This window comes from Nocardia violaceofusca NBRC 14427, assembly GCF_963869435.1.
Taxonomy (GTDB): domain Bacteria; phylum Actinomycetota; class Actinomycetes; order Mycobacteriales; family Mycobacteriaceae; genus Nocardia; species Nocardia aobensis.
Map to the genome: position 1 here is coordinate 99,296 of NZ_CAWMPM010000009.1, position 20,752 is coordinate 120,047.

Sequence of the window (20,752 nt, forward strand, 5' to 3'; positions counted from 1 at the left end):
GGGGCTGTTCATAGCGTTCGCGGTGCCGTTGGTGGCGTTCTCGGCGGTGCTCTTCTGGCCCCGAAAGCAGTGAAGAGAGATGCTCGGCAAACGCAGGAAGCCGGGAACCCACATGGTCCGCGAACTGGCTACCGGCGCGAAGGCGGAGCTGTTGCCGGTAGAGGTGATCAGGCGGTTCCGCGACGCCCTCGATTCCGTAACTGATGACCGAAATACTCAGGGGGATAGATGAATACGCGATGGAGTCTCGCTCTTGCTGCGGCGCTCATCGGCATAATTCCGGCGCTCACCCTCGGTGCCGGTCTCGCTCATGCCGACGCTGAACGGCAGGACGGCCCGGTGACGCTGTACGTGTCGGGGGAAGGGCTGACTGCCTACAAAGTGGTTACGACGCTTGCCGTGGCGCACGGCTACAGCGGGAACCTTCAGGCGTACTACCTGATCGTGCCTCCGGGTGGCAACGCCGCGAAGGCTGAGAAGAAGTACAGCGAGCATGTGTTCGAGGGTCCGTTGCGACCGGGTGTAGCCCGAGATTCGTATGGTCCGACGGGTGGGTTCCTGGACGGTACCCAGCTGTGTGCGGGTTGGTGGGACCCGCTGGGACACCTCACTATTCCGGGGTATCCGTGTGTGAGGATTCATTCGTGACATCGCTCGCAGACGAAGGCTGGACGCCGGTAACGGCAGAGCGGACCGACGGTGGCTACACGTGGCGCGTGTGGTGCCAGCCTGACCAGCCGGACTGGACCTATGTGGAAGCTCGCAACGAGGCCGGCCGGGTGTTCTCCGGAGGCATCGGGGGCCGAATAGAGCCGGACGAGGGGGTCCGCTTCTGGGTCGGCAAAGACGACGGTTTTCCGACCTTCGTCGGGGTTCGGTTCCCTGCCGAATTTCCTGGGATCGAGATCGAGACGACTCACCGGGTGGTGACTGTCGGTGCCGACGAGACCGAAACTCACTTCGAGATGCGGTACTACGCGATGCCGTTGGGAGAGGACGAAGAGCTGTGCGGTGTCACCGGCGGAGGTGAACGCAAGCGCTACACCCCGGCCCCGGCAATCGGTACGGGTGAGACCGGTTTCTATCCGTCCAAGGGGGACAGGTAGCCGTCACCCTGAACTTTTCGTGCAAACCTCCGCAAAACTGCGGCAAAAGCGCGAAAAACGGCTAGGTTTGCACGATTTGTTCACCGTTACGGGCAGCGCGAATTATCCGGGCCTGCTGCCGATAGCTGCGGCGATGACAACTCGCCCACGTGACGCCGCATCAACCTTTCCGGACACGACACCAGGCTGTCCCGTAGGTTTGTCTGTCGTGAACGAGGGCCGCGCTACCATCCGGCCGATGGGGGCGGCGAGTCGACTCGTCGTTCTCCCCGTCAGTGTGGACGGGACCTCCGCAAGTCCGGCAGCACCGATGAACAGGCACCGATGAACATGTCCGACAAGAGAATTCGCATCCTGATGGTTCTGGGTGGGCTGGTGATCGCGGCGATCGTGGCCGGGGTCCTGGGCCTGCGCGGCGGTTCCACCACGCACGACACCGCGAATTCGGTGGCGGCGACCGTGCAGTCCACCAAGGCCGCGCAGTCCACCACCGCATCCGCCAAACCCGCGCCCGGCAACGGCGCCACACCCGCCGCGTCGGCGACCCGGGCGCCGGGCGTGCCCGATCGCGCCTACGCCACCCTCGTCGAAATCGACGCCGGACGCTGGCCCGGTTCGGCGAACGCGCCGGGCACCAAGGGCGGCGATCAGTGGATGAACCGCGCCGGAACCCTGCCGAAGACCGACTCGAGCGGTAAGGCGATCAGCTATCAGGAATGGGACGTCAACCCGAAGCAACGCGGCCAGACCCGCGACGCCGAACGCATCGTGACCGGCAGCGACGGATCGGCCTACTACACCGGCGACCACTACCAGACCTTCACGAGGATGCGCTGATGGCCGAAACCATGTCGTTGTCGCAGTTCCTGGCCCCGGCCGCCAGCTCCGATGCGGCTGCGGCGCGGCAGAACGGCCGCGCCCCCCGGGCCGCGACGGGGCCGGTCCTCGGCGCCCTCGACGTCGGCGCCGGACCGTTCAGCGGGGTGCGATTCCAGGTCCCGGACGGGTATATCGCCCGCGAGCTCCGGGGCACGAAGATGCGTACCACCGCGGGGGTTTTCGACGAATTCGCCGCCGCCCTGCAGTTCCCCTACTATTTCGGCGACAACCGCGACGCCTTCGACGAATGTCTGCGCGACCTGGACGAATTCGTCGGCGAAGCACCGGGATACGTTGTCGTGATCCGTGATTCGAGCGCGCTGCTGGCCGACCAGCGCGAGGATCTGGAATGGTTCGCCGACGCCATGACCCAGGCGGCCGAATACTGGGCCGCGCACGGCACGGTCTTCCGGGCAGTGCTGCAACAGCATCCGGCGGTGCTGTCGCCGGTCGAGCTCACCATGGCCGACCCGGCGTAAGGCGCGTTCAGCGGAGCCGCTGGGCGAGATCCTCACCGAGGAGGACGAACACGTCGGTGGTTTCGTCGATGAGCTGTTCCCGGGTCATATCGATATCGCCCTGCAACCAGCTGGTGAGCGTCTGCACCAGACCGCCCACCAGGTAGGTCGCGCGGAAACCGATCGCCGGGTCCGGAGTGGGCGTGCCCAGGCCGTAGAAGTCGACGCCGCGCGCGGCGACCAGATTCGCGAACGAGGCGATCGTCTGCAGGGTGCGGGAGCGCAGTTCCGGCGTGGAGGCGCTCACCGCCAGCGCGACCTGGGCCTTGCGCGGATCGTCGGTCAGCACGTGGATACCGGCGGCGACGGCGGCATGCGCCATCGTGCGCGTTTCCGGCCGCGTCCGGCGTGCGGCCGGGTCGGCGGCATCGTCCGGCGCGCCGGACGGAGTCTCCGCCGCGGATCCGCCGACCACCTCCTGCAACGCCTGCACGATGGCGGAGGCCAGCTCCTCGGCGATGCCGTCGAACAGCGCGGTGAGAACGGCGTCGCGGCCGGTGAACTGTTCGTAGTAGTAGCGCTCGTTCAGCCCGGCCTGGGCGCACAGCCCGGCGACCGTCAGCTTGTCCACGCCCTGGGTGCCGATGATCTCGAGCGCCGCGTCGAGCAGCGCGGCACGCCGGCCCGCGCGCCGTTCGGCGGCCGAGATACCGCCATAGGTCCGCTGTGCCGTCACGGTCCGATTGTGGCACGGACGCAATTCTGGCACGGGCTCTTGCCAGAACAAGGGTTTCTGGTGGATGCTATTGCCAGATTCCATGCGAGGAGGGCGACGATGCCTGGTCCGGGATATTTCTCCGACGATTCGATGATCCGCCGGGTGATGCGCAAACGCGCGGTGGGACTGACCTACGGCCTGCGAGCGCTGGTGATCGGCGCGGTCCATCCGCTGCTGTTCGTCGGCACCGCCGAGAACACCGCCCACCGCGCCACCCCGTACACGCGGTTGGCACTTACCGGCCGGCTGTTCGAGGCGGTGTTCCTCGGCGACAAGGACGAGGCCGACCGCGCGCTGGCGTTCACCCGCAAGCGGCATGTCCCCGTCGAAGGTGTGCTCCCCGAGGATGCGGGCCCGCACCATCCGGCGGGTTCGCACTACTCCGCGCTGGACCCGCATCTGATGTTCATGACCATGGCGTTCACCGCCGACTCCGCCGAGGTCATGCACGACGTGCTGGTGCGCAAGCTGACTCCGGGCGAGCGGGAGGACCTGTATCAGGACTACGTGCGCTGGGGTGAGCTGTTCGGCATGCCGCGTTCGGCCGCTCCCGCCGACTATCCGGCCTTCCGGCGGGTCTTCGATACCTACCTCGCCTCGGACGAGCTGTATCTGACCGAGGAAGCACGGCTGGTCGGCTCGTATCTGGCGGGCGCGCAGGTGCCGCATCCGCTGCCGCGCCCGTGGCGGCAGGCCAGCAGTGGGGCGCATCTGCTGGTCCAGGGCTCGCTGCCGCCGCGGATCCGGCGGATGTACGACATCCGGTGGGGCCGGCGCGAAGAACTCGCGTACCGGGGGCTCGCGCAGGCCGTGCGCACCGCCCACGTGCGGCCGCCGCTCGCGCCGCCGGTACTGCGCGACACCCTGTCCGGACCGAGCGCCCCGGTCTATCGCCTGATCACCCGGCGGGAAAAGAACCTGGTGGCGAGCGGTAGGTCCAGCATGCCGGGGGTGGATCCGCGCAGCTATGCCGAGCGGCACGCGGTCTGAGCGGCACCGCCCCGGACGTCCCCGCTCCCTCGGGAAAAACCGCTTGGGCGTGCATGGGAAGATCGATTCATGTCCAGTCCTGCCCCCAGCGAACGTAAGCAGCGGGTCCTCTCCGGCGTCCAGCCGACCAGCGACTCCTTCCACCTCGGCAACTACCTTGGTGCGCTGCAGTATTGGGTGCCGCTGCAGGACGACTACGAGGCGCTCTACTTCATTCCGGACATGCACGCCATCACGGTGTCGCAGGACCCCAAGCAGCTGCGCAACCGCACCGTGCGCAGTGTCGCGCAGCTGCTGGCGCTGGGTATCGACCCCAAGCGGTCCACCCTGTTCGTGCAGAGTCAGGTGCCCGAGCACGCCGAGCTCACCTGGGTGCTGAGCTGCATCACCGGCTTCGGCGAGGCCAGCCGGATGACCCAGTTCAAGGACAAGTCGGCCAAACAGGGTTCCGACAACGCGACCGTCGGCCTGTTCACCTACCCGATCCTGATGGCGGCCGACATCCTGCTGTACCGCCCGCAGCTGGTCCCGGTCGGTGAGGACCAGCGCCAGCACCTGGAGCTGACCCGAAACCTGGCGCAGCGCTTCAACACTCGCTTCAAGAAGACCTTCGTGGTCCCCGAACCGCATATCGTCACCGGGACGGCGAAGATCTACGACCTGCAGGATCCCACCTCGAAGATGAGCAAGTCCGCCGCCAGCGACGCGGGCCTGATCAATCTGCTCGACGACCCGAAGGTGTCGGCGAAGAAGATCCGCTCGGCCGTCACCGATACCGAACGGGAGATTCGCTACGACCCGGAGACCAAACCGGGCGTCAGCAACCTGCTGGTGATCCTGTCCTCGCTCACCGACACGCCCATCGTCACACTCGAAAAAGGCTTCGAGGGCAAGGGATATGGCGAGCTCAAAGCCGATGTGGCCGACGCCCTGGTGGAATTCGTGACACCGCTGCAGGCGAAAGTGCAAGAGTATCTGGACGATCAGGGCGAACTCGATCGCATTCTCGCCACCGGAGCCGAGCAGGCGCGCGAGATCGCCGGTAAGACCCTCGCGCAGGTGTACGACCGAGTGGGTTTCCTGCACCGCTGATCTGCGCCGCGCGAGGCCGTGTGTTGCGGTTGAACAGGTTCGGGAGGACAGGTGCTCGACAAGCTCAAGGCGCGGATCCAACGTGAGGTGCGAGCGCGGCCGTGGCTGGACCACGCCGTCCGCGCCGGCGGCAGCTACCAGCGCCAGCGCGGCGACTACTTCGCGGCCGGCATCACGTATTTCACGGTGCTCTCGCTGTTTCCGTTGCTGATGGTCGCCTTCGCGGTCGCCGGATTCGTCCTCGCCCGCGATCCGCAGCTGCTCGAGGAGCTGCGCGACAAGATCGTCGAGAACATTCCGGGGTCCTTCGGCGGCCAGGTCAACGATCTGATCGACCAGGCCATCAAGTCCCGGACCAGTGTGGGCCTCATCGGTCTGTTCATCGCCGCCTACAGCGGACTGGGCTGGATGGCCAACCTGCGCGCCGCCCTGACCGAGCAGTGGGAACAGCCCGCGCACGAGGGCAATTGGTTCAAGACCAAACTGTCGGACCTGATGGCGCTGGCCGGGCTCGGCGTCGCGATGGTGGTGTCGCTGGGCCTGTCGGCGTTGTCGTCGAGTGGACTGGCGCTGCAACTGCTGGAAAGTGTCGGGCTGGACAAGGCACCCGGTGTCTCATGGCTGTTGCGGCTGCTGACGCTGGTGCTCGCGGTGCTCGCGTCCTGGGCGGTCTTCGTCTGGATCATCGCCCGGCTGCCGCGCCAGCCGGTGACCTTCCGCAGTGCCGTGCGCGCGGCGTTCATCGCCGCGATCGCCTTCGAGATCTGGAAGCAGGTGGCCTCCTTCTACCTGCAGAAGGTGCTCACCAGCCCCGCGGGCGTCGCCTTCGGCTCGATCATCGGCCTCATGGTCTTCGCCTACATCACCGCCCGCATCATCCTGTTCGCCACCGCCTGGGCCGCCACCGCGCGAGAGAACGAGGTGGAGGCCGAGATCCCGGCGCCGGGACCGGCGGTGATCGAGCCGCGCATGCACGCGGGCATGACGGCGAGCACGGGCCTGGCCCTGTTCGGGGTGGGTGCGGCGCTGGGTTCGATGGTCGGTATCGCGCGCCGGAAGCGGTGACGCGCGGCTCGATCGGCGCAGCCGGCCGCCGCGGCGGAGGCCGCAACGGTCACTCCAGCCAGGATTTCCGCTGATAGTAAGCGTCTTCATCGTCATCGGGCACGTCGTAGAGGTTGTAAGGCGGTGACGCATTCGGCGAAGCATGCTGTCGCGGAGGGGTATTCGACCGCTCCTGCCGATGGTCCTGCCACGATGCCGACTGGTGCTCGGTCGCCGGTCGTGCTGTTGCGCGTCGGTCGTACGCACCCGACGGATCGTCCTCGGGCACAACGTGGTTGGCTGGCCACTGGCGGTTCATCGGTCGGTTCTCGGGCCGATTCGGGGGCGAATTGTGGGGCCGGTCCGGCAATCCGGATCCGGCAGCCGTGCCGGGCGGTCGACCCATCGCGTCGCCGGTTGCCGCAACCGCCTCGGCGACGCGGGGATCGGCACTGAAGACCTGCACGGCATCACGTACCTGGACGCGTGCGGCCGCGAGGGCCTCGGCAGCCAGTCGGGTGAGCTCGGCACCCACGGCCGCGCCGCCGTAGGTCAACGCGCGATCGTCGATTCGGATGGCGATCTCTCCGTCTGCGCACGCTTCCACCACCAGATACCCATCCCGTGATTGGGCATGTGATCGCGCTGTCGTCAACGCTTCCGCAAGTCGGCGCGTGCTTTCGTGTATCGGATCCCGATCGGTCAACCCCATTTCGACAACTCCTCCCTCGTACTGGGCAAGCGTAACGTGAATCTTTACTGAGGCTTTGAACTCGCTGCTTCGGTGCCCGTACGATGACGCTTCGTGGGTGATCCATTGGGCGAGACTCTGAAGATCGACGGCGCCGACGCTGCCATCCTGGCCCGCAACGTGAAGGCCTACGCCGGAGAAATCAAGGGCGTCAAGCACGGAGAGGCCGCGACCGCGGTGACGAACGGGTTCCCGGGCTTCACCATCGGCGAGGCGTGCACGACGGCCGGTACGGTGGCGTCGCAAGCGGTGCAGGACTTGAGCACAGTGCTGGATGTCATCGGCGACAACACGGTGACGGTATCGGCCAAGTTCTTGCACATCGATGAGGCCCGAGCACGCGAGTTCGATCGCGCCGACGCGGGCCGTTGATCGGGTGAAGACAAAGGGGGGCGGCTGTGTCGGCAACGAAAACTCAAGCGGAACAATGTAATCCGAGCGCGCTGGATTCGCTCATCACGGAGTGGCAGACCGTGCACGACACGGTCGAAACGGCCTTGGACAAGACGGGCAACGACTATCGGCAGTCTGTCGACTACTGGACCGGCAAGACCGGAGATCGGGCACGTGACACCACCGCGCAAGCGGTCACCGCCGGACGCTCGTTCACCGGTGACCTCGCTGCGGCTCTCACGACACTGAGAGGCGATCGCGATGCGATCTGGGCGGCCAAGAATCGCGCCACCGGGGCGATTACCGCTGCCACTCAGGCGAAATACGATGTTGCAGAGGACGGTACGGTCTCCGCCGGCCAAGATGCCATCGTGGCCGCAACGGCTTCCTTGGATCAGGCGGAAGACAGGAAGAATGCCGTCGCCGCGCTGACCAAGTACGGCAAGGACACGTTCGAGCAGCCGATCAAGACGGCACTGAACGACCTGGGGACGGCTGTCGACGCTGCGGCAGATCACATCCGGAAGGCATTCGAACACAGCGGCGGTGTCACCACCGTCGCGGCCGAAGCGCCGGGAAAGTTGGATCCGAGCAAGCAGCTGACCGCGGAGCAGGGGAAGGCCGACGGTGAGACCATCGCAGACGGGAAACTCTCCGATGACGAAAAGCGGCGGATTCTCGATCATCTGCGTCAGGCCGGGCTCACCCCGGAACAGCTGACGGCCCTGCGAGAGGGGAAGGACGTTACCGTCCCGGCCTCCACCATGAGCTACCTGTCCAACCTCTACGACAAGGCGGGCCGGGACGGCCTGATCTCGCTCTCGGAGACTCTGAAGCGTGACGGCTCGCCTCAGTCCCTCGAGCTGCGGCAGAGCCTGGCCAACGGGATGATGACACTGTCGAACGAGCATCTCGTGAGTCGTGATACGAAGGGGACGGTCACCGACCGTGGCGGGTATCAGAAACTCAACTCCGAGGTTCGCGAGATAATTGGCACCCGGCCGAGTATCAGCGGCGCGCCCGATTCTAACACCAGAGATATTCCCGATGATTACCGATCGGGATTCTTCGGTGGTCACAATGTCGACCGTGAGAGCGCGATCAAAGAGTACACCGGGGATCTGGACAAATTTGCCGACTTCCTCGGTAATGCGGACAAGGAATACCAGCCCGGCGAGAAATTCGGTGTGGAACTGGGGCGTCAGGCGGCCCACCAGGCGTGGATCATCGATCACGATGGATACACCGGATATGAAGGTACGAAGCTTCAGGACGGCGAGGCGTTGCGCCACACGGAGCACAGTGCGCAGAATCTTCTGGACCTGGCCGCCCGTAATCGCGATGCCGACCATGCATTGCTCACCGGTAAAGGCAGCGACGAGTTGTTCGGTAAGGACACGCCGGGTCAGTCGTGGCATCCGTACGACTCGGACAAGTTGACCACGACGCTGTTGACGCACAAATGGGGCGACGGTGGCGACGCGCTGGGGAATATGTATCGGTGGGTGGAGGACGACTCGCATTCTTCCGACCCTGCCGTCCGGACGCGCGCCGGCGAAATTGCCGGCGGCCTGTCCGGCAGCATGGTGAAGAACTATGACACATTGATGAATGTGCACGGCTCGCATACCGAAGCGTTCGGCCAGGTCAATCCCAAGGCGGTGCAGGCGCTGTCGTCCGCGCTGGCCCCGTACGTGCCCGATATGGCTGGAAACCTGCCGCCCGATGTCGCACACGCCGGGTTTACGCCACCCGATGGCATACACGATGACCGGCGACCGGGTGCGCAGAAGATATTCGCACTGATGGATACCGACAAGGACGCGGCGACACAATTCAATGCAAAAGCGCTCGTCGCGGCATCGGAACTGCAATCCAGGTGGGTGGAATCCGCGCTCGACAATCCAGGAAATCCCCAGGGATCACTGGCAACCACTTCCGGCAGGATCCAAGCTTTGGTCGACCAGGGGCTGACCATGGAAGCGTCCGATCGCACCAGCGATTCCAACAAGGCGGCTGCGCTGGACGCCGCTCACCACTTCGCGAACAAAGGTGCCGCCTACGACTCGATCAAGTCCGTTCTCACCACCGGCATCAAATATGTTCCGGTGGTCGGAGATATCGCGGCACCGGTCATCGATGTGAGTAACGCGTGGGGGAAGAATGCCTTGATCGGCCTCTATTCGGCGCCGGACCCTGCGCAACCTCGAATCGACTCGCACTTCCAGCCTGCTCAACTCTCTTACGCGGTCGCCGACGCGTTGCAGACCAGAAACGGCTACATCGGACACGATCCGCAGTATACCGATATGTTCGATTCTCGCGGGCAGTTGAAGGACTACCGGACACTGGTCGAGGATGATCACATGCCCGAGCAGGTGATCGATTCGAATCTCACCAATATCATCAATGGCTACAACAACGGCGTGTTCAGTGAAAGATTCCTGCAACTTCAGAACGAAGTCAACAAAGGACGGAATTCGATCAAGTGAAGAGTTCTGTCGGAGGCGTTCTGTGCGCCGCGATCGTGGCTGGGCTGGTTGCGTGCGGTAGCGGTCCGAGCCCCGCGCAATCGGCCGCGGACGACCTGGTCGAACATGCCGTCGTGGCCGGCGGCGCCGACAAGGCGGCGGTCCATGACTTGCTCACCGGCCATGCGCCCCGGGAGGGGGCGACCGCAGATCAGGTACTCGGCAATTTGCTGCACCGTCATTGGGACGACGATGGGGCCTCGATGGGCCTGCTGTTTTCGTGGATCGGGCCGGATGCGAAGTCCTCCGACCCCGCGGTCGCAGCTCGCGCTGGTGAATCCGCGACCGGGCTGGCGCGATACCTCGGCGACCACGTAGCCGACCTGCTCAATCTCGACGGCCCCCGAACCGCATCGGTAGGGCAGGTGAACCCCAAGGCGATACAGCAGATCAGCGCCGCGCTGACGCCATTTATCGCCAATATGGCAGGAGTTCGTTCGCCGGGTATCGCCGCAGCGGGCTTCCCTGCACCAGGCGGGAGAGATCCGGTCGGCCGCGGCGCGGTCAATGTATTCGCGGTGGTCGGCAGCGACAAGGACTCGGCCCAGCATTTCGTGGACGCGACCTTCGCTGTTGCCGGAGCCATTGCCAGAGAGTGGGTGTTCGCCGAACTGGATCACCGTGCCGCCACCGAGCGCCCCTACCAGTACGGAGTGTTGTGCAGGATCCTCGATCGCGGTCTCACCGCCGAAGCGGACGACCGCACACGAGACGAGTTCGGTGATACGACTCCACTGCCGTCCGGTGACAAGCGTCAACAGCCCTCCGTCGAGTATGACGCCGTGGTCGGAGCCCTGCCGGAAATCACCATCGCGTCAGCGATCCAGAGCCACAACGGTTTCATCGGTCACGACGCGCGTTACACGTATCTATTCGGCGACGACGGACAGCTGAGGGATTTGATCCAGCTCATACGCGTCGGCGCTCTCTCGGGCCAGGCGGTCGAAGGCGACCTGGTCAACGTCATTTCCAGCGACAGCAACGGCAGGATGCGAGCGCCCTATCTCGGCTTCCACAGTGGCTACCAACAGGGGTGGGACGCCGGCGAGTAGGGCCGGCGAAAACGCGCGGCTATTGCCACGGTGAGCCCGACGGAGGAGTCTGAACAGCACCGGTGGCGCCGCCGGGCGCTGCCTCGAGCAGAGAGGGGGTCGATCGTGTTCGCACGGTCTACCACGATTCAGGCGCAACCCTCCGCTATCGACGCCGGGATTGCGCATATGCGGGATGACGTCATGCCGGTGCTGAAGGAAACCCCCGGCTGTACCGGATTGTCTCTCCTCGTCGATCGCACCTTCGGTCGTTGTATCTCCACTACCGGATGGGAATCCGAGGCCGCCATGCACGACAGCGAGGGTGCCTTCATGGCGGCGCGCGACCGGGCAGTGACGGTCTTCGGCGGTACCGCCGCGCAGGTCGCGGAATGGGAGATCGCCGTGTTGCACCGGGACCATCGCACGATGCCAGGCGCCTGCGTCCGCGCCACCTGGATCAAGACCGATCCGAGCCGCCTAGACATGTCGACCGACGCCTACCGCAACTACATCCTGCCGGGCATGGAACAGCTCGACGGCTTCTGCAGCGCGAGCCTGCTGATCAACCGCGCATCCGGTCGCGCGGTTTCCTGCGGCGTCTTCGACAGCGCCGAGGCCATGCAGCGCAATCGTGAGCAGTCCGCGGCATTGAGTGTCGACGCGGCCCGCCAGGTCGGTGTCGAGGCGATCGACGTACGCGAGTTCGAACTGGCATTGGCCCACCTGCGGGTGCCGGAACTGGTGTGACGGTAGCGCCGAGCGGTGCCGTAGCTGCTTCGGCGCCGCCGGCTGCTCCAGCTTCGCGGCAAGCCACCGTCCGTCCACTCAATGCGGTAGTTGATACAACGTTGCGAGATCGACCACGGTCGGCAAGGCGGTGGTCGGCCTGGTCGCCATCCAGCCCGACACCGGACGATATCCCACTTTCGGCAGGCTGCTGGCCACCTGGTTGTTTCATCTCTACCTGCCGCTCGCGCTGTTCGGAGACGGTGCCGGTCCCGATCGTCTCGGCAACTACTTCATGACCGCCGTCCGATGGCGCGATCTGCGTGCACCGGCGAGTAGGGAACTGGTGTGAGGTGAGTCGCGGCGGTGTGGTACACCGCCGCGCACTCGTCTTATCGGAGTGGAACCTAGACGCCGTATTCGGCTTCGAGCCGCGCTCAATCGATTCGGGCGAACTCCTGTTGCACATCCATCATGCGAGTGACTTCCCGGCAGATGTCATCGGTCGACGCGGGATCGATGCGGAAGTCGTTGTACTGCTGACGATAGGTGTAGCGCCCGTCGCCCTCGACATCGAACCAGCTGAGATACTGCGGGGGATACGGGCGGGAATCATGTAGGCCGCAACGGACTTCGATATGGCCGGAGCCCGCGCGCTGAGAGTTCAGCAGCTTCTTCATCCTGTCGGACGTGGTTTCCTTTGTGCCCGTCCAGGATTCGATATCGGTGCGAATGCGATCGAGGCTCTCGACCATGGCCGGGCGTCGGCCGGCCGGAAGATTGCCGAGGACAGCGGCGAACACCTTCGTGGCGATAGCGGACGAACCGTACTCGATCACCACATTGCCGCCGTGATCATCGACGGGGCCGGGTCTCTGAACCAGGGTGACGCCGGCTGTGGTGTCGATTCCGGCGTAGAACCGCACGGGTCGTTTACGAGTGCCCATGAGCAGCAACGACATCGGAGGATTCGATACGATACGCAGCGCGGCCGACAGGTCCGGATCGAACCCGCGCCGCATCCGTACCCGCATTGCAGAATGCATCCGGTCGTATTCGCTCTGCCACTGCGCCGACGAGCGCAACTGCAAGGGGAACGGATACCGATCCCGATCGATCTCCTTCCAGACATGCATGAACTCGTCGGGTGTGAACTCCCATTTCACCGCCGCCGCTCCCGATCCTCCGGACGGAACTGTGCCGCTGGAATGTCGGCGCCGATAGCGCCGCCCAAGGCGGGGTCCTGCCGGCCGAACAGTTCCTCTTCCCGATCCATGACGAGATAGTCGGGAGTCTTGTGCTCCTTCTCGGAATCCTCGTTCTTGCGAGCGCCTCCGAGACCACCCATACCCGGCATGCCACTGGCACCGGCCTGTCCCGATCGCGCACCGAATGACGCTGCGGCAGACGGGGTTCCGCCGCCCGGCATCCCCGGCACGCTTCGCCCCGGACCTCCCGGGGCTCCTCCGCTGGTGCCACCGAGCCCGCCGGAGGAACCGACTCCTGATCCCGGGCCGCCGAACCCGGCGGCACTGGTGGAATCGACTCCAGCCGGAGTCGTATTGCCGCCGGGGAGTGAGCTTCCCGGGTTCGAGTTCTGGTTGCCGGGTTGATTTCCCTGGCCCTGAGAAGTGCTTGCGGGATCGGTCTGTTGAGATTGATCGGAACTGGGCTGCTTGTCCTGATCGCCCGGCTTCTGCTGATCACCGGGGGACGTGGTCTTACCGGGAGTTGAGGGGCCGTTGCTGCTATAGGGGCCACCACTGTTCGGATTGTTCGTGCCACCATCACCGGGGCTGTCCACGGGGACGAACGTGGGGACGTTCTCGCCGGCCGGACGGTAGGTGGGGTTGTAGTTGAGGTTCATCGCCATGACTGCTTGGCGGTACAGCTCTTCATCGTTGTTTCCGTCGCTGACCGCAGCGCCCGCTGCTTGGACACCGGGCAAAGCCAGGCCGGCCAGGTCCGTGGCCGGTGTGGCCGTCGGAGTTGCCTTGGAGCCGGGCTTGGGAACGGTCAACTTAACCGCTTCCGCACCGTAGGCGGTGGCATGAATCCGTGCGCCGACCGCCTCGATGACTTCTTGTACCGCTGTCCCTTGTTGGATGAATTTATTTGCCGCATCCGACGCCGCAGCGGCGACTTGTCCGTGGAATCCATCCGAAAGTGCGCGCTGAATAGCGAGGTTCAGTCCGAACAATCCGCCTCCGAGTGAGGCGCCGATATCCGTCCACGTTTTGGCCTGCGAATGCATAATGCCTGGTGTCATGGCCTGGGCACCGTCGTATATGACCTGGTGTGGAACACCTTCCCAGTGTTCGAGATCGGTGATATATGTCGGATCGATACTGCCATGACCGAGGTTGCGCTGCATCGAATCGGCGCCACTCTGACTGCGTGCGGCATTCATCCTGCTCTGCGCGGACTGGGGAGTCCCGGGGCTCGGCTGTGTGTACTGGTTGGCGAGAGCGTCAACCGCGTTGGGTGCCGGAGGTGTGTCGTTACCGCCCACTGTCAGTTATCCGTCCCGATCGAAGGTTCGATGGCGGAGGCGATATCCAGCAGGGCGTCACATGCTTGCACTTTGCCGAGGCCCGCTGACGTCACCGTCGCTCCAACGATGGCGAAACCGACTTTCGTCTGCAAATGTATTTCGCACCTGTCCTTCAATTTTGGGTCTCGAACCCACATGCCCTGGCGTCCGTTGACTTGAACGGGTTCGCTCCAGGAGCTGTTTTTCGCGACATCCTCGTCCCATGTCGCGTTACCGGACATCACGGAGACGATGCTGGTCGGTGAGGTGAACCGGCATGTCAGGAAGGTGATTTCAGCTACTTGATCATCGCCACGCTTTCGACTGCTGGGCGATAGTCCGGCTTTCTGAATTGCCGAGTCGGGTATCCATGTACACGGGTCGAATGCGACCTCCGGTCGGCCGCTTCCAGCTGTGTACTGGTTGTGCTGATCCGGGGGCTGCAGGTCGGATTGCATCAGTGTGGGATTCGGTGCATGCACCGTCGCAGTTGAGCCGCTCGACCCGGGGGTGCTCGTCTGAGATTCAGACACGTCGGCATTGCCGCCGTTGGAGCAACCCATAGTGGCCAGGATCGTTGTGGCCATGGCGGCTAGACCCAGTGCGTACCGCTTATTTCCCATTGGGGAGACCATCCTCGGCTGCGATTGCTTTACCGTTCATTTCGTCGGCCTCCGTCAAGAGCTGGCCTGCTCTAAGGTATGCGGCAGCCATCTTGAACGCGGCGGCCCGCATGCCCTGGAGGGCTTCTGTCAGCGCCTGTCCTTTGCCTTCGAAGCCCGACTGAAGTTCCTTGGCCGAATTGAACCCACCGAAACCCGACAGTGCGTGCAGGTCCTGTGAGCGCGCGATCTGAGTGTCGAGGGTGGTCGACGCGAATCGTTGGAAGACCTCGGCGCATTTCTGGGCGGCCCCTGGCTCCATCCTGAATGTTCCGTCGACCGCCTGCTGATACAAGGCGTTGGCCGTTGACTGCCCCACGTCCATGCGCGTCCCTCCCGTCGTGCGTCCCGCCTACCTTACTGGACGCTCGGTGAGCCCTCGTGGTTCCCCTGTCCGCGGAATTTGCCTTGTTGGCGTTGTTCAAGATGCAACACTTGCTGCGATTATGCGGAATTTGAATGAGATTCCGCAGTGATGGGGCAGTGGGGGATTGCGTGGTGATGTGCTGCCACGGTCGAAGCGAACCTGAAGGGAGGCAGGCATGTCGGAGTGTGGTTCCACGTTGCCCAGGCGGCAGCTCGGGCGGTATCTGCGCAACGGGCGTGAGGAGTGCGGGTTGACGCTGCATCAGGCGGCCGCGCTGATTCAGCGCAGTGCGAGTACGTTGCAGCGGATCGAGCGGGGGATGGTGGCCCATCTGAGGGAGGTGGACATCGATGCGCTGTGCAAGGTCTACGGATTCGGCGAAGAGGCATCCGTTGCTATGAAAGCCCTTGCGGTGCAGGGTAATGAACACAGTTGGTGGTGCGAGTACGGTGATGTCATCCCGCAGAACTTCGACTTCTACGTCGGGTTGGAGGCCGCAGCGCAGCGTCTCGTCAGCTACGAGCCTGAACTCATACCCGGACTGCTGCAGACGCCGGCGTATGGCAGCGCGCTCATGCGCGCTGCCCATCCGGAAGACAGCGAGGAAGAGCATGCGCGGCGGCTACAGCTGAGAATCCGCCGACAGGCACGGATAACCCGGAAGTATCGGCCGGCGTGCTTGGATGTCATCTTGCGCGAGTCGGCACTCCACGGTGTCGTGGGCGGTCCGAAGGTGATGGCAGTGCAGTTGCGTTACCTGGCCGACATGAGCACCCGCGACAACGTCGAAGTACACGTCTTGCCGTTCAGCTGCGGGTTCCCGTTGGGAGAGGCAGTGGGTCCATTCGTGATACTGGAATTCGACGCCATCCGGAAGGGCGAAGCTGCTGAGCCGCCGGTGGTCTACACCGAATGCTTCACGGGCGGTTTGTATCTGACGAAATCCAGCGCCGTACACCGGTACCATCAGGCGTACCAGGATTTGAGGCGGAGCGCGTTGGATGCGACTGCCAGCCGGGACCGGCTCCGGCAGATGGCGAAGGAGTATATGTCGTGACTGCAGATTTATCGCTCGCCAAGTGGTTCAAAAGCAGTTGGAGCGGCGGCTCCGAGAACTGCGTTGAGGTGGCCTTCCTCCCGAGCAGCGCTGTGGCAGTGCGTGATTCGAAGGAGCCCGCCGGCCCAGCCTTGGTGTTCGATTCAGCCGAATGGATTCCCTTCGTCGCGGCTGCAGTTCGGGGGGAACTCGATCTTTGATAGCTCGTGTGGTTGCCAGACCGTACGGCATCCTTCAGGTGCTGTAGAAGCGCGCAATCTCGTCCAGTAACCGCTCCGAACTGGCCTTCATCGCGCTCAACGTCATACCGCCCACGTGGGGGCTGAGTGTGGCGTGTGGGTTGGAAGCCAACCGAGAACTGAAAGACATTCCCTCCGCGGCGAATACGTCGACGGCAGCGTGGCCGAGACCGCAGCTGGGGTCGCGCAATGCCGCGTCCAGGGCGTCCTCGGGCACCACCTGTTCCCGCGATGTGTTGACCAGTACCGACCCCGGCTTCATCCACCGCAGCTCCCGCGCGCCGATGAGCCCGATGGTCGCGGGGGTGGCCGGGACGTGAACCGAGATGATGTCGCAGCCGGTCAGCAGGGCGCGCAGGTTCTCGGCCCGGTATGCAGGCCATTGTGCCGCCTCTTCGGCAGTGAAGCGCGGCGACCCGTGGACCCACACCTCCGCCCCGAACGGCACGAGACGTTCCGCCACCGCCCGTGCGATCGCTCCACTGCCGACGAGTCCCACCCGCGAATCCGACAGACTCCGAACGGGCATACCGTCGACCGCTGCGCCCCAGTCGCCGGCACGAAGAGCTCTGTCCCGCTTGCTGATTCCGCGGAGAGCGTCGAGCATGAGCCCGATCGTCAACTCGGCAACGGCGTCGGCATTCGCGCCCGGGGTGGACAGGACCGTGACTCCCAAGTCGTGGGCAGCGTCGAGATCGAAACTGTCCAGACCAGAAGCGGCCTTGGCGACCAGTCGCAGTGGTTGTTCGTGCCGCTCGGTCGCCATCTGCTCGAAGACGTTGCGGCTCAGAGGAATGCCCGCGCGACATTTCAGCGCGTCGTATCCGCCGCCACGATCGAAGGCGGCCAGAATCTCCTCTGAACTGGACCCTTCGAAATCGTCAGAGCCCCAGCGACATTCGATCTCTGAACGGACAGTTCGATTCACAACTCGACGTAGGTTGACCGTCGGTACGAGACCGAGCCGAGTCAAGTCTTCCAGCTCGTCCATTGCCAACTCGCTCGGCGCGGGGTCGATGACGAGGATGCGGGGGTGAGTAGGCGCCGGACAGTTCACGAGGCCACCATGCCAGGCCGGCGACCGGATCGGAGGGGTATTTGCGCGCGTTGGGCTGGTTGTCGCGATTGCCCCAACGGCTACCTGGCGACGACACCACTCCGTCTGCGATGATCGAGCGGCGGCTGCTCGACTGATGCGGGCCGCTTCGATGCTTCAGTTCGAAGACCAGGAGGGGGTCATGCGTTTCGTTCCCGAATCTGTGCTGGGTATGGCGCAGACGATAGAGCCGGCAGTCGAAGCGACGAAGGCGCATGCGACGAACATCGAGAATGTGGGGTTCGATCCGTCTCACGCGGGGCAGGACTATGGGGCCCAAGGGAAGAAGATCGCGGCAGGGGTCAATGGCATCGTCACGATGTTGCAATCGTGGTCGGAGGCATCCGAGGCAACCACGGGCGTGCTGCGCCGAGCGGTCGATATCACAGTGGGCACGGATCAGGAGAATCGCACTCGTATCGACGGTTCTGCTGACGGAGCAACTTCGGCATGACCTCCGCGCAGGAATACGAGAAACAATACCGACGTGACAACGACAAAGCGAGGTTGGACCTCGAGCGCTTCCTTAAAGAGGATGGGCGGAACGTCTTCGATCAGCCAATCTGGACCGATAAACCGCCGATCATCAACGGTGACATCAACGCTCTGCTCGACAACGGCGCATTCGGTCTCGAATGGTTTCGACTAGCGCTGGTCCGATATCACCGTGTCTGGGACATCATGAAGCTCGACGGCTTCGATCGGATTGATGTTCCTGCTCTTGCGCTCGAGCCTGGACTAGGCGCGGAGAAGATCGATGCCGCAGGGGATCCGGATGCTGAGATGAAGCGTTTGGAGGGCAAGTACTACGACCAGCAGCGCAGCATGAACCTGAATAGTCTCAGAGACCTGTCGACGGCGATAACAGGCGCTGCACTCGGAAACGACAGCCATCTGGGCGGTGGAGACCTGGCCTCTGACCTTTATGGCGTGGCGCAGGCCGTCCCGGAGGCATGGCAGGGGCGAGGAGGGGCCGCGGCGACAGATCATCTCGCCGGACTGCACGCCCACGCTGACCAACAGGCTCAGTACCTTCAGGCTGTCGCTTCGGCGCTGAATGGCCTTCCGGAAGTGCTCCGGCAAATCGTCGCGGACAAGGCAAATTTTGTTGCAGGGTTCGACTCGCCGCAGTGCCCTGTAGCCGGGCACGCGATGCGTCTCGGCGGAGCCGAGGATCTCGTCAGCGTAATGATCACTGTTGCCGCAGGTAAGGCCAGTACGCCTCTTTTTGGCGATTCCGATAAGAGAGAAGCGAAGAAACAGCTACATCTGGAGCGAGACGACCAAGCCAAGCAGGCGTGCAAGGACTGGCTGATCAATCATTTCGGTCCGGCAGTCCGCGAGGCATTCATAGCTTTCGTACACCAATGTGCGCTCGCTGACCACTACATTCGCCAAGCCTACAAGCCGGTGATGGACCTACTGGACAGTCAAGACACGACTCCGTTCCCGAAACCCCCCGGCCAGCAGGATCCGAATCAGCCATCGAATACCGGCCCAGGCCCGACTGCTACCGGGCCGGCAGCCCCAACCACACCGACGTCCGCGGCTCCGACCACGCCCACGACACCGTCCTCCTTCAACCCGGCGACCCCCGTCTCGACCAATCCTGCTGCCACTCAGTTCAATCCGGCCCAAATCTTATCGAGCTTGACGAGTCAGGTGGGCCAAACGGTTCAGCAAGGTATTACGCAAACCCTGCAGCAGGGCCTGTCCCAGATTCAGAACGTCGCGCAGCAGGGCCTCGGCGCGCTCGGGGGCAACCTTGCCGGCCTCGGTTCGCAGCAGCCGGGCGCAGCTGCTCAGCTGACAGATGTCAAGAGTCTTACCGGCGGCAAAGAGCTGGCCAATCTGAGTGCGTTCGGTGGAAACCTCACGGTCACTCAGGCGCCGAACGGCGCAATCACCGCGAAAGTCACTGGGCCCGACGGGAAACCACAGGAGTACTCGATGGGGCTCAAAGACGGTGTGCCGTTCTTGAAACCTGGACCGGCCGAGTCGACAGATCCGTCAGGCAGGGGACCGTCCGAGGGAAATGGCTCCACACCTGGTGGCGGACAGTCGGCGGGTCCGGGCCCGAGTGGTGCGTCCGCCGCTGGATCCTCGGCCCAGTCGTTGACGCCGGCGCCTGCGGGGGCCGATAAGCCGGGGTCGCTACCGAGCCATGGCGTCGAGCCTCGCGCGGACAACCCCAGCACAGGCGTGGACGCCGGGACGAACAGCCCGTCCGCGCCCGGTATGCCGATGAGCGGGATGCCCCACGCACCGGGTGGCGGAGGGAAGTCCACGCCCGAGTCCGAACGACCGCCGAGTGGGATCATCCCCCCAAAGCCGTTGTGGACCACAGTGCCCGGTGGGGACGGCCACATTCCCGACGGGCCCACGGGGTCGGACGTGCCGGGCCCTGAATTGGCGACTGTCGGCCCCTTGGACGGCGGTCCGCTGCAGGCACCCGGGCAGCCTGGTCCCGAGTTGGCGACCGCAGGTCCGCTGGACAGCACTTCCCCGGTGTCGGACGGCCCGAGTCGAATCTCAGGCCCCGCCGATTCGCCGCCGCGACCCTCCCCTACCGGGGTGAAGATCGAAATCGACACCGGTGATGCGAAATGACTGACTACGCGGCAGAAATGGATCGAATTCTCGCCGACTACAGGGCCGGATCACACGGTATCCGAGAGCAGTTCCTGGAGGCGGACGCGCGGACCACGAGGGGAGGTGCGGACCTGTTCGCTGAGTTGCGGGAACAGTTGCGAGAGAACGAGTCCCAGCATCCGGAGGCTTCCCGAGACGCGACGGGCCGCGAAGAATCGGCCGAACGTGAACAGTGGCAGCGCGAGGCTGCCGAACGCGCGAATATGGCGGCCGACCGCCGACGCCCCAAGACCAGCGGACGGGATGCAGTTGTCCTACCTTCGGACTGGACCGACGAGGACGAAGCCCGGGCTGAGGGCTACGGTCCGCCGAAGTCGTGGCTGACGTAGGCCGCTAGAGTGCAGACGACGGACCGGTCGGGGAT

At 64.3% G+C, this 20,752-nt stretch carries 24 protein-coding genes; 17 read left to right on the plus strand and 7 right to left on the minus strand.

Translation table 11 applies throughout. The features are described 5' to 3' along the window. The first annotated feature begins 228 nt into the window (after nt 1-228). The 4 genes from AC5592_RS08640 (at nt 229) to AC5592_RS08655 (ending at nt 2,464) form a co-directional block, all read left to right on the plus strand. Complete coding sequence (locus AC5592_RS08640; RefSeq protein WP_063063890.1) at nt 229-648, plus strand: hypothetical protein; 420 nt, start codon at nt 229-231, stop codon at nt 646-648. Next, nucleotides 645-1,106: a hypothetical protein gene (locus tag AC5592_RS08645; protein WP_157121679.1), complete on the plus strand. Its 462-nt coding sequence runs from the start codon at nt 645-647 to the stop codon at nt 1,104-1,106. Before AC5592_RS08640 ends, AC5592_RS08645 begins: the two co-directional genes overlap by 4 nt. 330 nt (nt 1,107-1,436) lie before the next feature. Further along, on the plus strand, nt 1,437-1,943 hold the full coding sequence (locus AC5592_RS08650; RefSeq protein WP_063920279.1) for a guanyl-specific ribonuclease: 507 nt from the start codon (nt 1,437-1,439) through the stop codon (nt 1,941-1,943). Continuing rightward, nucleotides 1,943-2,464: a barstar family protein gene (locus AC5592_RS08655; RefSeq protein ID WP_063063893.1), complete on the plus strand. Its 522-nt coding sequence runs from the start codon at nt 1,943-1,945 to the stop codon at nt 2,462-2,464. The genes AC5592_RS08650 and AC5592_RS08655 overlap by 1 nt, the downstream gene beginning before the upstream one ends. Nucleotides 2,465-2,471: 7 nt before the next feature. Here AC5592_RS08655 and AC5592_RS08660 read toward each other — a convergent pair whose 3' ends face one another. Further along, a complete protein-coding gene (locus AC5592_RS08660) occupies nt 2,472-3,179 on the minus strand; it encodes a TetR/AcrR family transcriptional regulator (RefSeq protein WP_063063894.1) in 708 nt (235 codons plus the stop codon). Nucleotides 3,180-3,278: 99 nt separating this feature from the next. Between AC5592_RS08660 and AC5592_RS08665 the strand changes: the two genes are divergently transcribed. The 3 genes from AC5592_RS08665 to yhjD all read left to right on the plus strand — a co-directional run bounded on the left by AC5592_RS08665 (nt 3,279) and on the right by yhjD (nt 6,368). Then, nucleotides 3,279-4,211: an oxygenase MpaB family protein gene (locus AC5592_RS08665; RefSeq protein ID WP_036498350.1), complete on the plus strand. Its 933-nt coding sequence runs from the start codon at nt 3,279-3,281 to the stop codon at nt 4,209-4,211. Between the two features lie 69 nt (nt 4,212-4,280). Continuing rightward, nucleotides 4,281-5,303 (plus strand): tryptophan--tRNA ligase, encoded by a 1,023-nt coding sequence (gene trpS / locus AC5592_RS08670; protein WP_036498351.1) that lies wholly within the window; start codon nt 4,281-4,283, stop codon nt 5,301-5,303. Between the two features lie 51 nt (nt 5,304-5,354). Continuing rightward, complete coding sequence (gene yhjD, locus AC5592_RS08675) at nt 5,355-6,368, plus strand: inner membrane protein YhjD (RefSeq protein WP_036498352.1); 1,014 nt, start codon at nt 5,355-5,357, stop codon at nt 6,366-6,368. A gap of 49 nt (nt 6,369-6,417) precedes the next feature. On the opposite strand, the gene AC5592_RS08680 is transcribed toward yhjD, so the two are convergent. Next, a complete protein-coding gene (locus AC5592_RS08680; RefSeq protein ID WP_036498353.1) occupies nt 6,418-7,059 on the minus strand; it encodes a hypothetical protein in 642 nt (213 codons plus the stop codon). Nucleotides 7,060-7,164: 105 nt separating this feature from the next. Between AC5592_RS08680 and AC5592_RS08685 the strand changes: the two genes are divergently transcribed. The 5 genes from AC5592_RS08685 (at nt 7,165) to AC5592_RS08705 (ending at nt 12,134) form a co-directional block, all read left to right on the plus strand. Then, nucleotides 7,165-7,470: a hypothetical protein gene (locus tag AC5592_RS08685; RefSeq protein WP_036498354.1), complete on the plus strand. Its 306-nt coding sequence runs from the start codon at nt 7,165-7,167 to the stop codon at nt 7,468-7,470. Nucleotides 7,471-7,496: 26 nt separating this feature from the next. Continuing rightward, nucleotides 7,497-9,983 carry a TPR repeat domain-containing protein gene (locus AC5592_RS08690; RefSeq protein WP_063063896.1) on the plus strand — a complete coding sequence of 829 codons (2,487 nt, stop codon included), beginning with the start codon at nt 7,497-7,499 and terminating at the stop codon, nt 9,981-9,983. After that, nucleotides 9,980-11,074 carry a TPR repeat domain-containing protein gene (locus tag AC5592_RS08695; protein WP_063063897.1) on the plus strand — a complete coding sequence of 365 codons (1,095 nt, stop codon included), beginning with the start codon at nt 9,980-9,982 and terminating at the stop codon, nt 11,072-11,074. The genes AC5592_RS08690 and AC5592_RS08695 overlap by 4 nt, the downstream gene beginning before the upstream one ends. A gap of 105 nt (nt 11,075-11,179) precedes the next feature. Next, nucleotides 11,180-11,803 (plus strand): antibiotic biosynthesis monooxygenase, encoded by a 624-nt coding sequence (locus AC5592_RS08700; protein WP_036498357.1) that lies wholly within the window; start codon nt 11,180-11,182, stop codon nt 11,801-11,803. A gap of 130 nt (nt 11,804-11,933) precedes the next feature. After that, nucleotides 11,934-12,134 carry a hypothetical protein gene (locus tag AC5592_RS08705; RefSeq protein WP_063063898.1) on the plus strand — a complete coding sequence of 67 codons (201 nt, stop codon included), beginning with the start codon at nt 11,934-11,936 and terminating at the stop codon, nt 12,132-12,134. An 85-nt stretch (nt 12,135-12,219) separates the two neighbouring features. Here the strand turns inward: AC5592_RS08705 and AC5592_RS08710 are convergent, their stop codons facing one another. The 4 genes from AC5592_RS08710 to AC5592_RS08725 all read right to left on the minus strand — a co-directional run bounded on the left by AC5592_RS08710 (nt 12,220) and on the right by AC5592_RS08725 (nt 15,302). Further along, the gene (locus tag AC5592_RS08710; protein ID WP_063063899.1) at nt 12,220-12,948 is read right to left on the minus strand and encodes an ESX secretion-associated protein EspG; all 729 of its coding nucleotides are present in this window, start codon (nt 12,946-12,948) and stop codon (nt 12,220-12,222) included. After that, nucleotides 12,945-14,192, minus strand: a complete 1,248-nt coding sequence (locus tag AC5592_RS08715; protein ID WP_063063900.1) for a hypothetical protein — start codon at nt 14,190-14,192, stop codon at nt 12,945-12,947. The genes AC5592_RS08710 and AC5592_RS08715 overlap by 4 nt, the downstream gene beginning before the upstream one ends. A gap of 104 nt (nt 14,193-14,296) precedes the next feature. After that, a complete protein-coding gene (locus AC5592_RS08720; protein ID WP_198163792.1) occupies nt 14,297-14,902 on the minus strand; it encodes a DUF3558 domain-containing protein in 606 nt (201 codons plus the stop codon). A gap of 25 nt (nt 14,903-14,927) precedes the next feature. Beyond that, complete coding sequence (locus AC5592_RS08725; RefSeq protein WP_063063901.1) at nt 14,928-15,302, minus strand: hypothetical protein; 375 nt, start codon at nt 15,300-15,302, stop codon at nt 14,928-14,930. A 217-nt stretch (nt 15,303-15,519) separates the two neighbouring features. On the opposite strand from AC5592_RS08725, the gene AC5592_RS08730 reads away from it, so the two are divergent. Both AC5592_RS08730 and AC5592_RS08735 read left to right on the plus strand, forming a co-directional pair. After that, the gene (locus tag AC5592_RS08730; RefSeq protein ID WP_063063902.1) at nt 15,520-16,401 is read left to right on the plus strand and encodes a helix-turn-helix domain-containing protein; all 882 of its coding nucleotides are present in this window, start codon (nt 15,520-15,522) and stop codon (nt 16,399-16,401) included. Continuing rightward, nucleotides 16,398-16,601, plus strand: coding sequence for a DUF397 domain-containing protein (locus AC5592_RS08735; protein ID WP_157121683.1), 204 nt, complete (start codon nt 16,398-16,400; stop codon nt 16,599-16,601). The genes AC5592_RS08730 and AC5592_RS08735 overlap by 4 nt, the downstream gene beginning before the upstream one ends. Nucleotides 16,602-16,635: 34 nt before the next feature. On the opposite strand, the gene AC5592_RS08740 is transcribed toward AC5592_RS08735, so the two are convergent. Continuing rightward, nucleotides 16,636-17,568 carry a 2-hydroxyacid dehydrogenase gene (locus AC5592_RS08740; protein WP_063063903.1) on the minus strand — a complete coding sequence of 311 codons (933 nt, stop codon included), beginning with the start codon at nt 17,566-17,568 and terminating at the stop codon, nt 16,636-16,638. 310 nt (nt 17,569-17,878) lie between these two features. On the opposite strand from AC5592_RS08740, the gene AC5592_RS08745 reads away from it, so the two are divergent. From AC5592_RS08745 to AC5592_RS08755, 3 genes are read left to right on the plus strand one after another with little or no spacing between them, the layout of a single operon-like run. After that, on the plus strand, nt 17,879-18,190 hold the full coding sequence (locus AC5592_RS08745) for a hypothetical protein (protein ID WP_157121685.1): 312 nt from the start codon (nt 17,879-17,881) through the stop codon (nt 18,188-18,190). Then, nucleotides 18,187-20,346, plus strand: a complete 2,160-nt coding sequence (locus AC5592_RS08750; RefSeq protein WP_157121687.1) for a hypothetical protein — start codon at nt 18,187-18,189, stop codon at nt 20,344-20,346. Before AC5592_RS08745 ends, AC5592_RS08750 begins: the two co-directional genes overlap by 4 nt. After that, nucleotides 20,343-20,717, plus strand: a complete 375-nt coding sequence (locus AC5592_RS08755) for a hypothetical protein (RefSeq protein ID WP_036498378.1) — start codon at nt 20,343-20,345, stop codon at nt 20,715-20,717. The genes AC5592_RS08750 and AC5592_RS08755 overlap by 4 nt, the downstream gene beginning before the upstream one ends. Nucleotides 20,718-20,752: the final 35 nt, after the last annotated feature.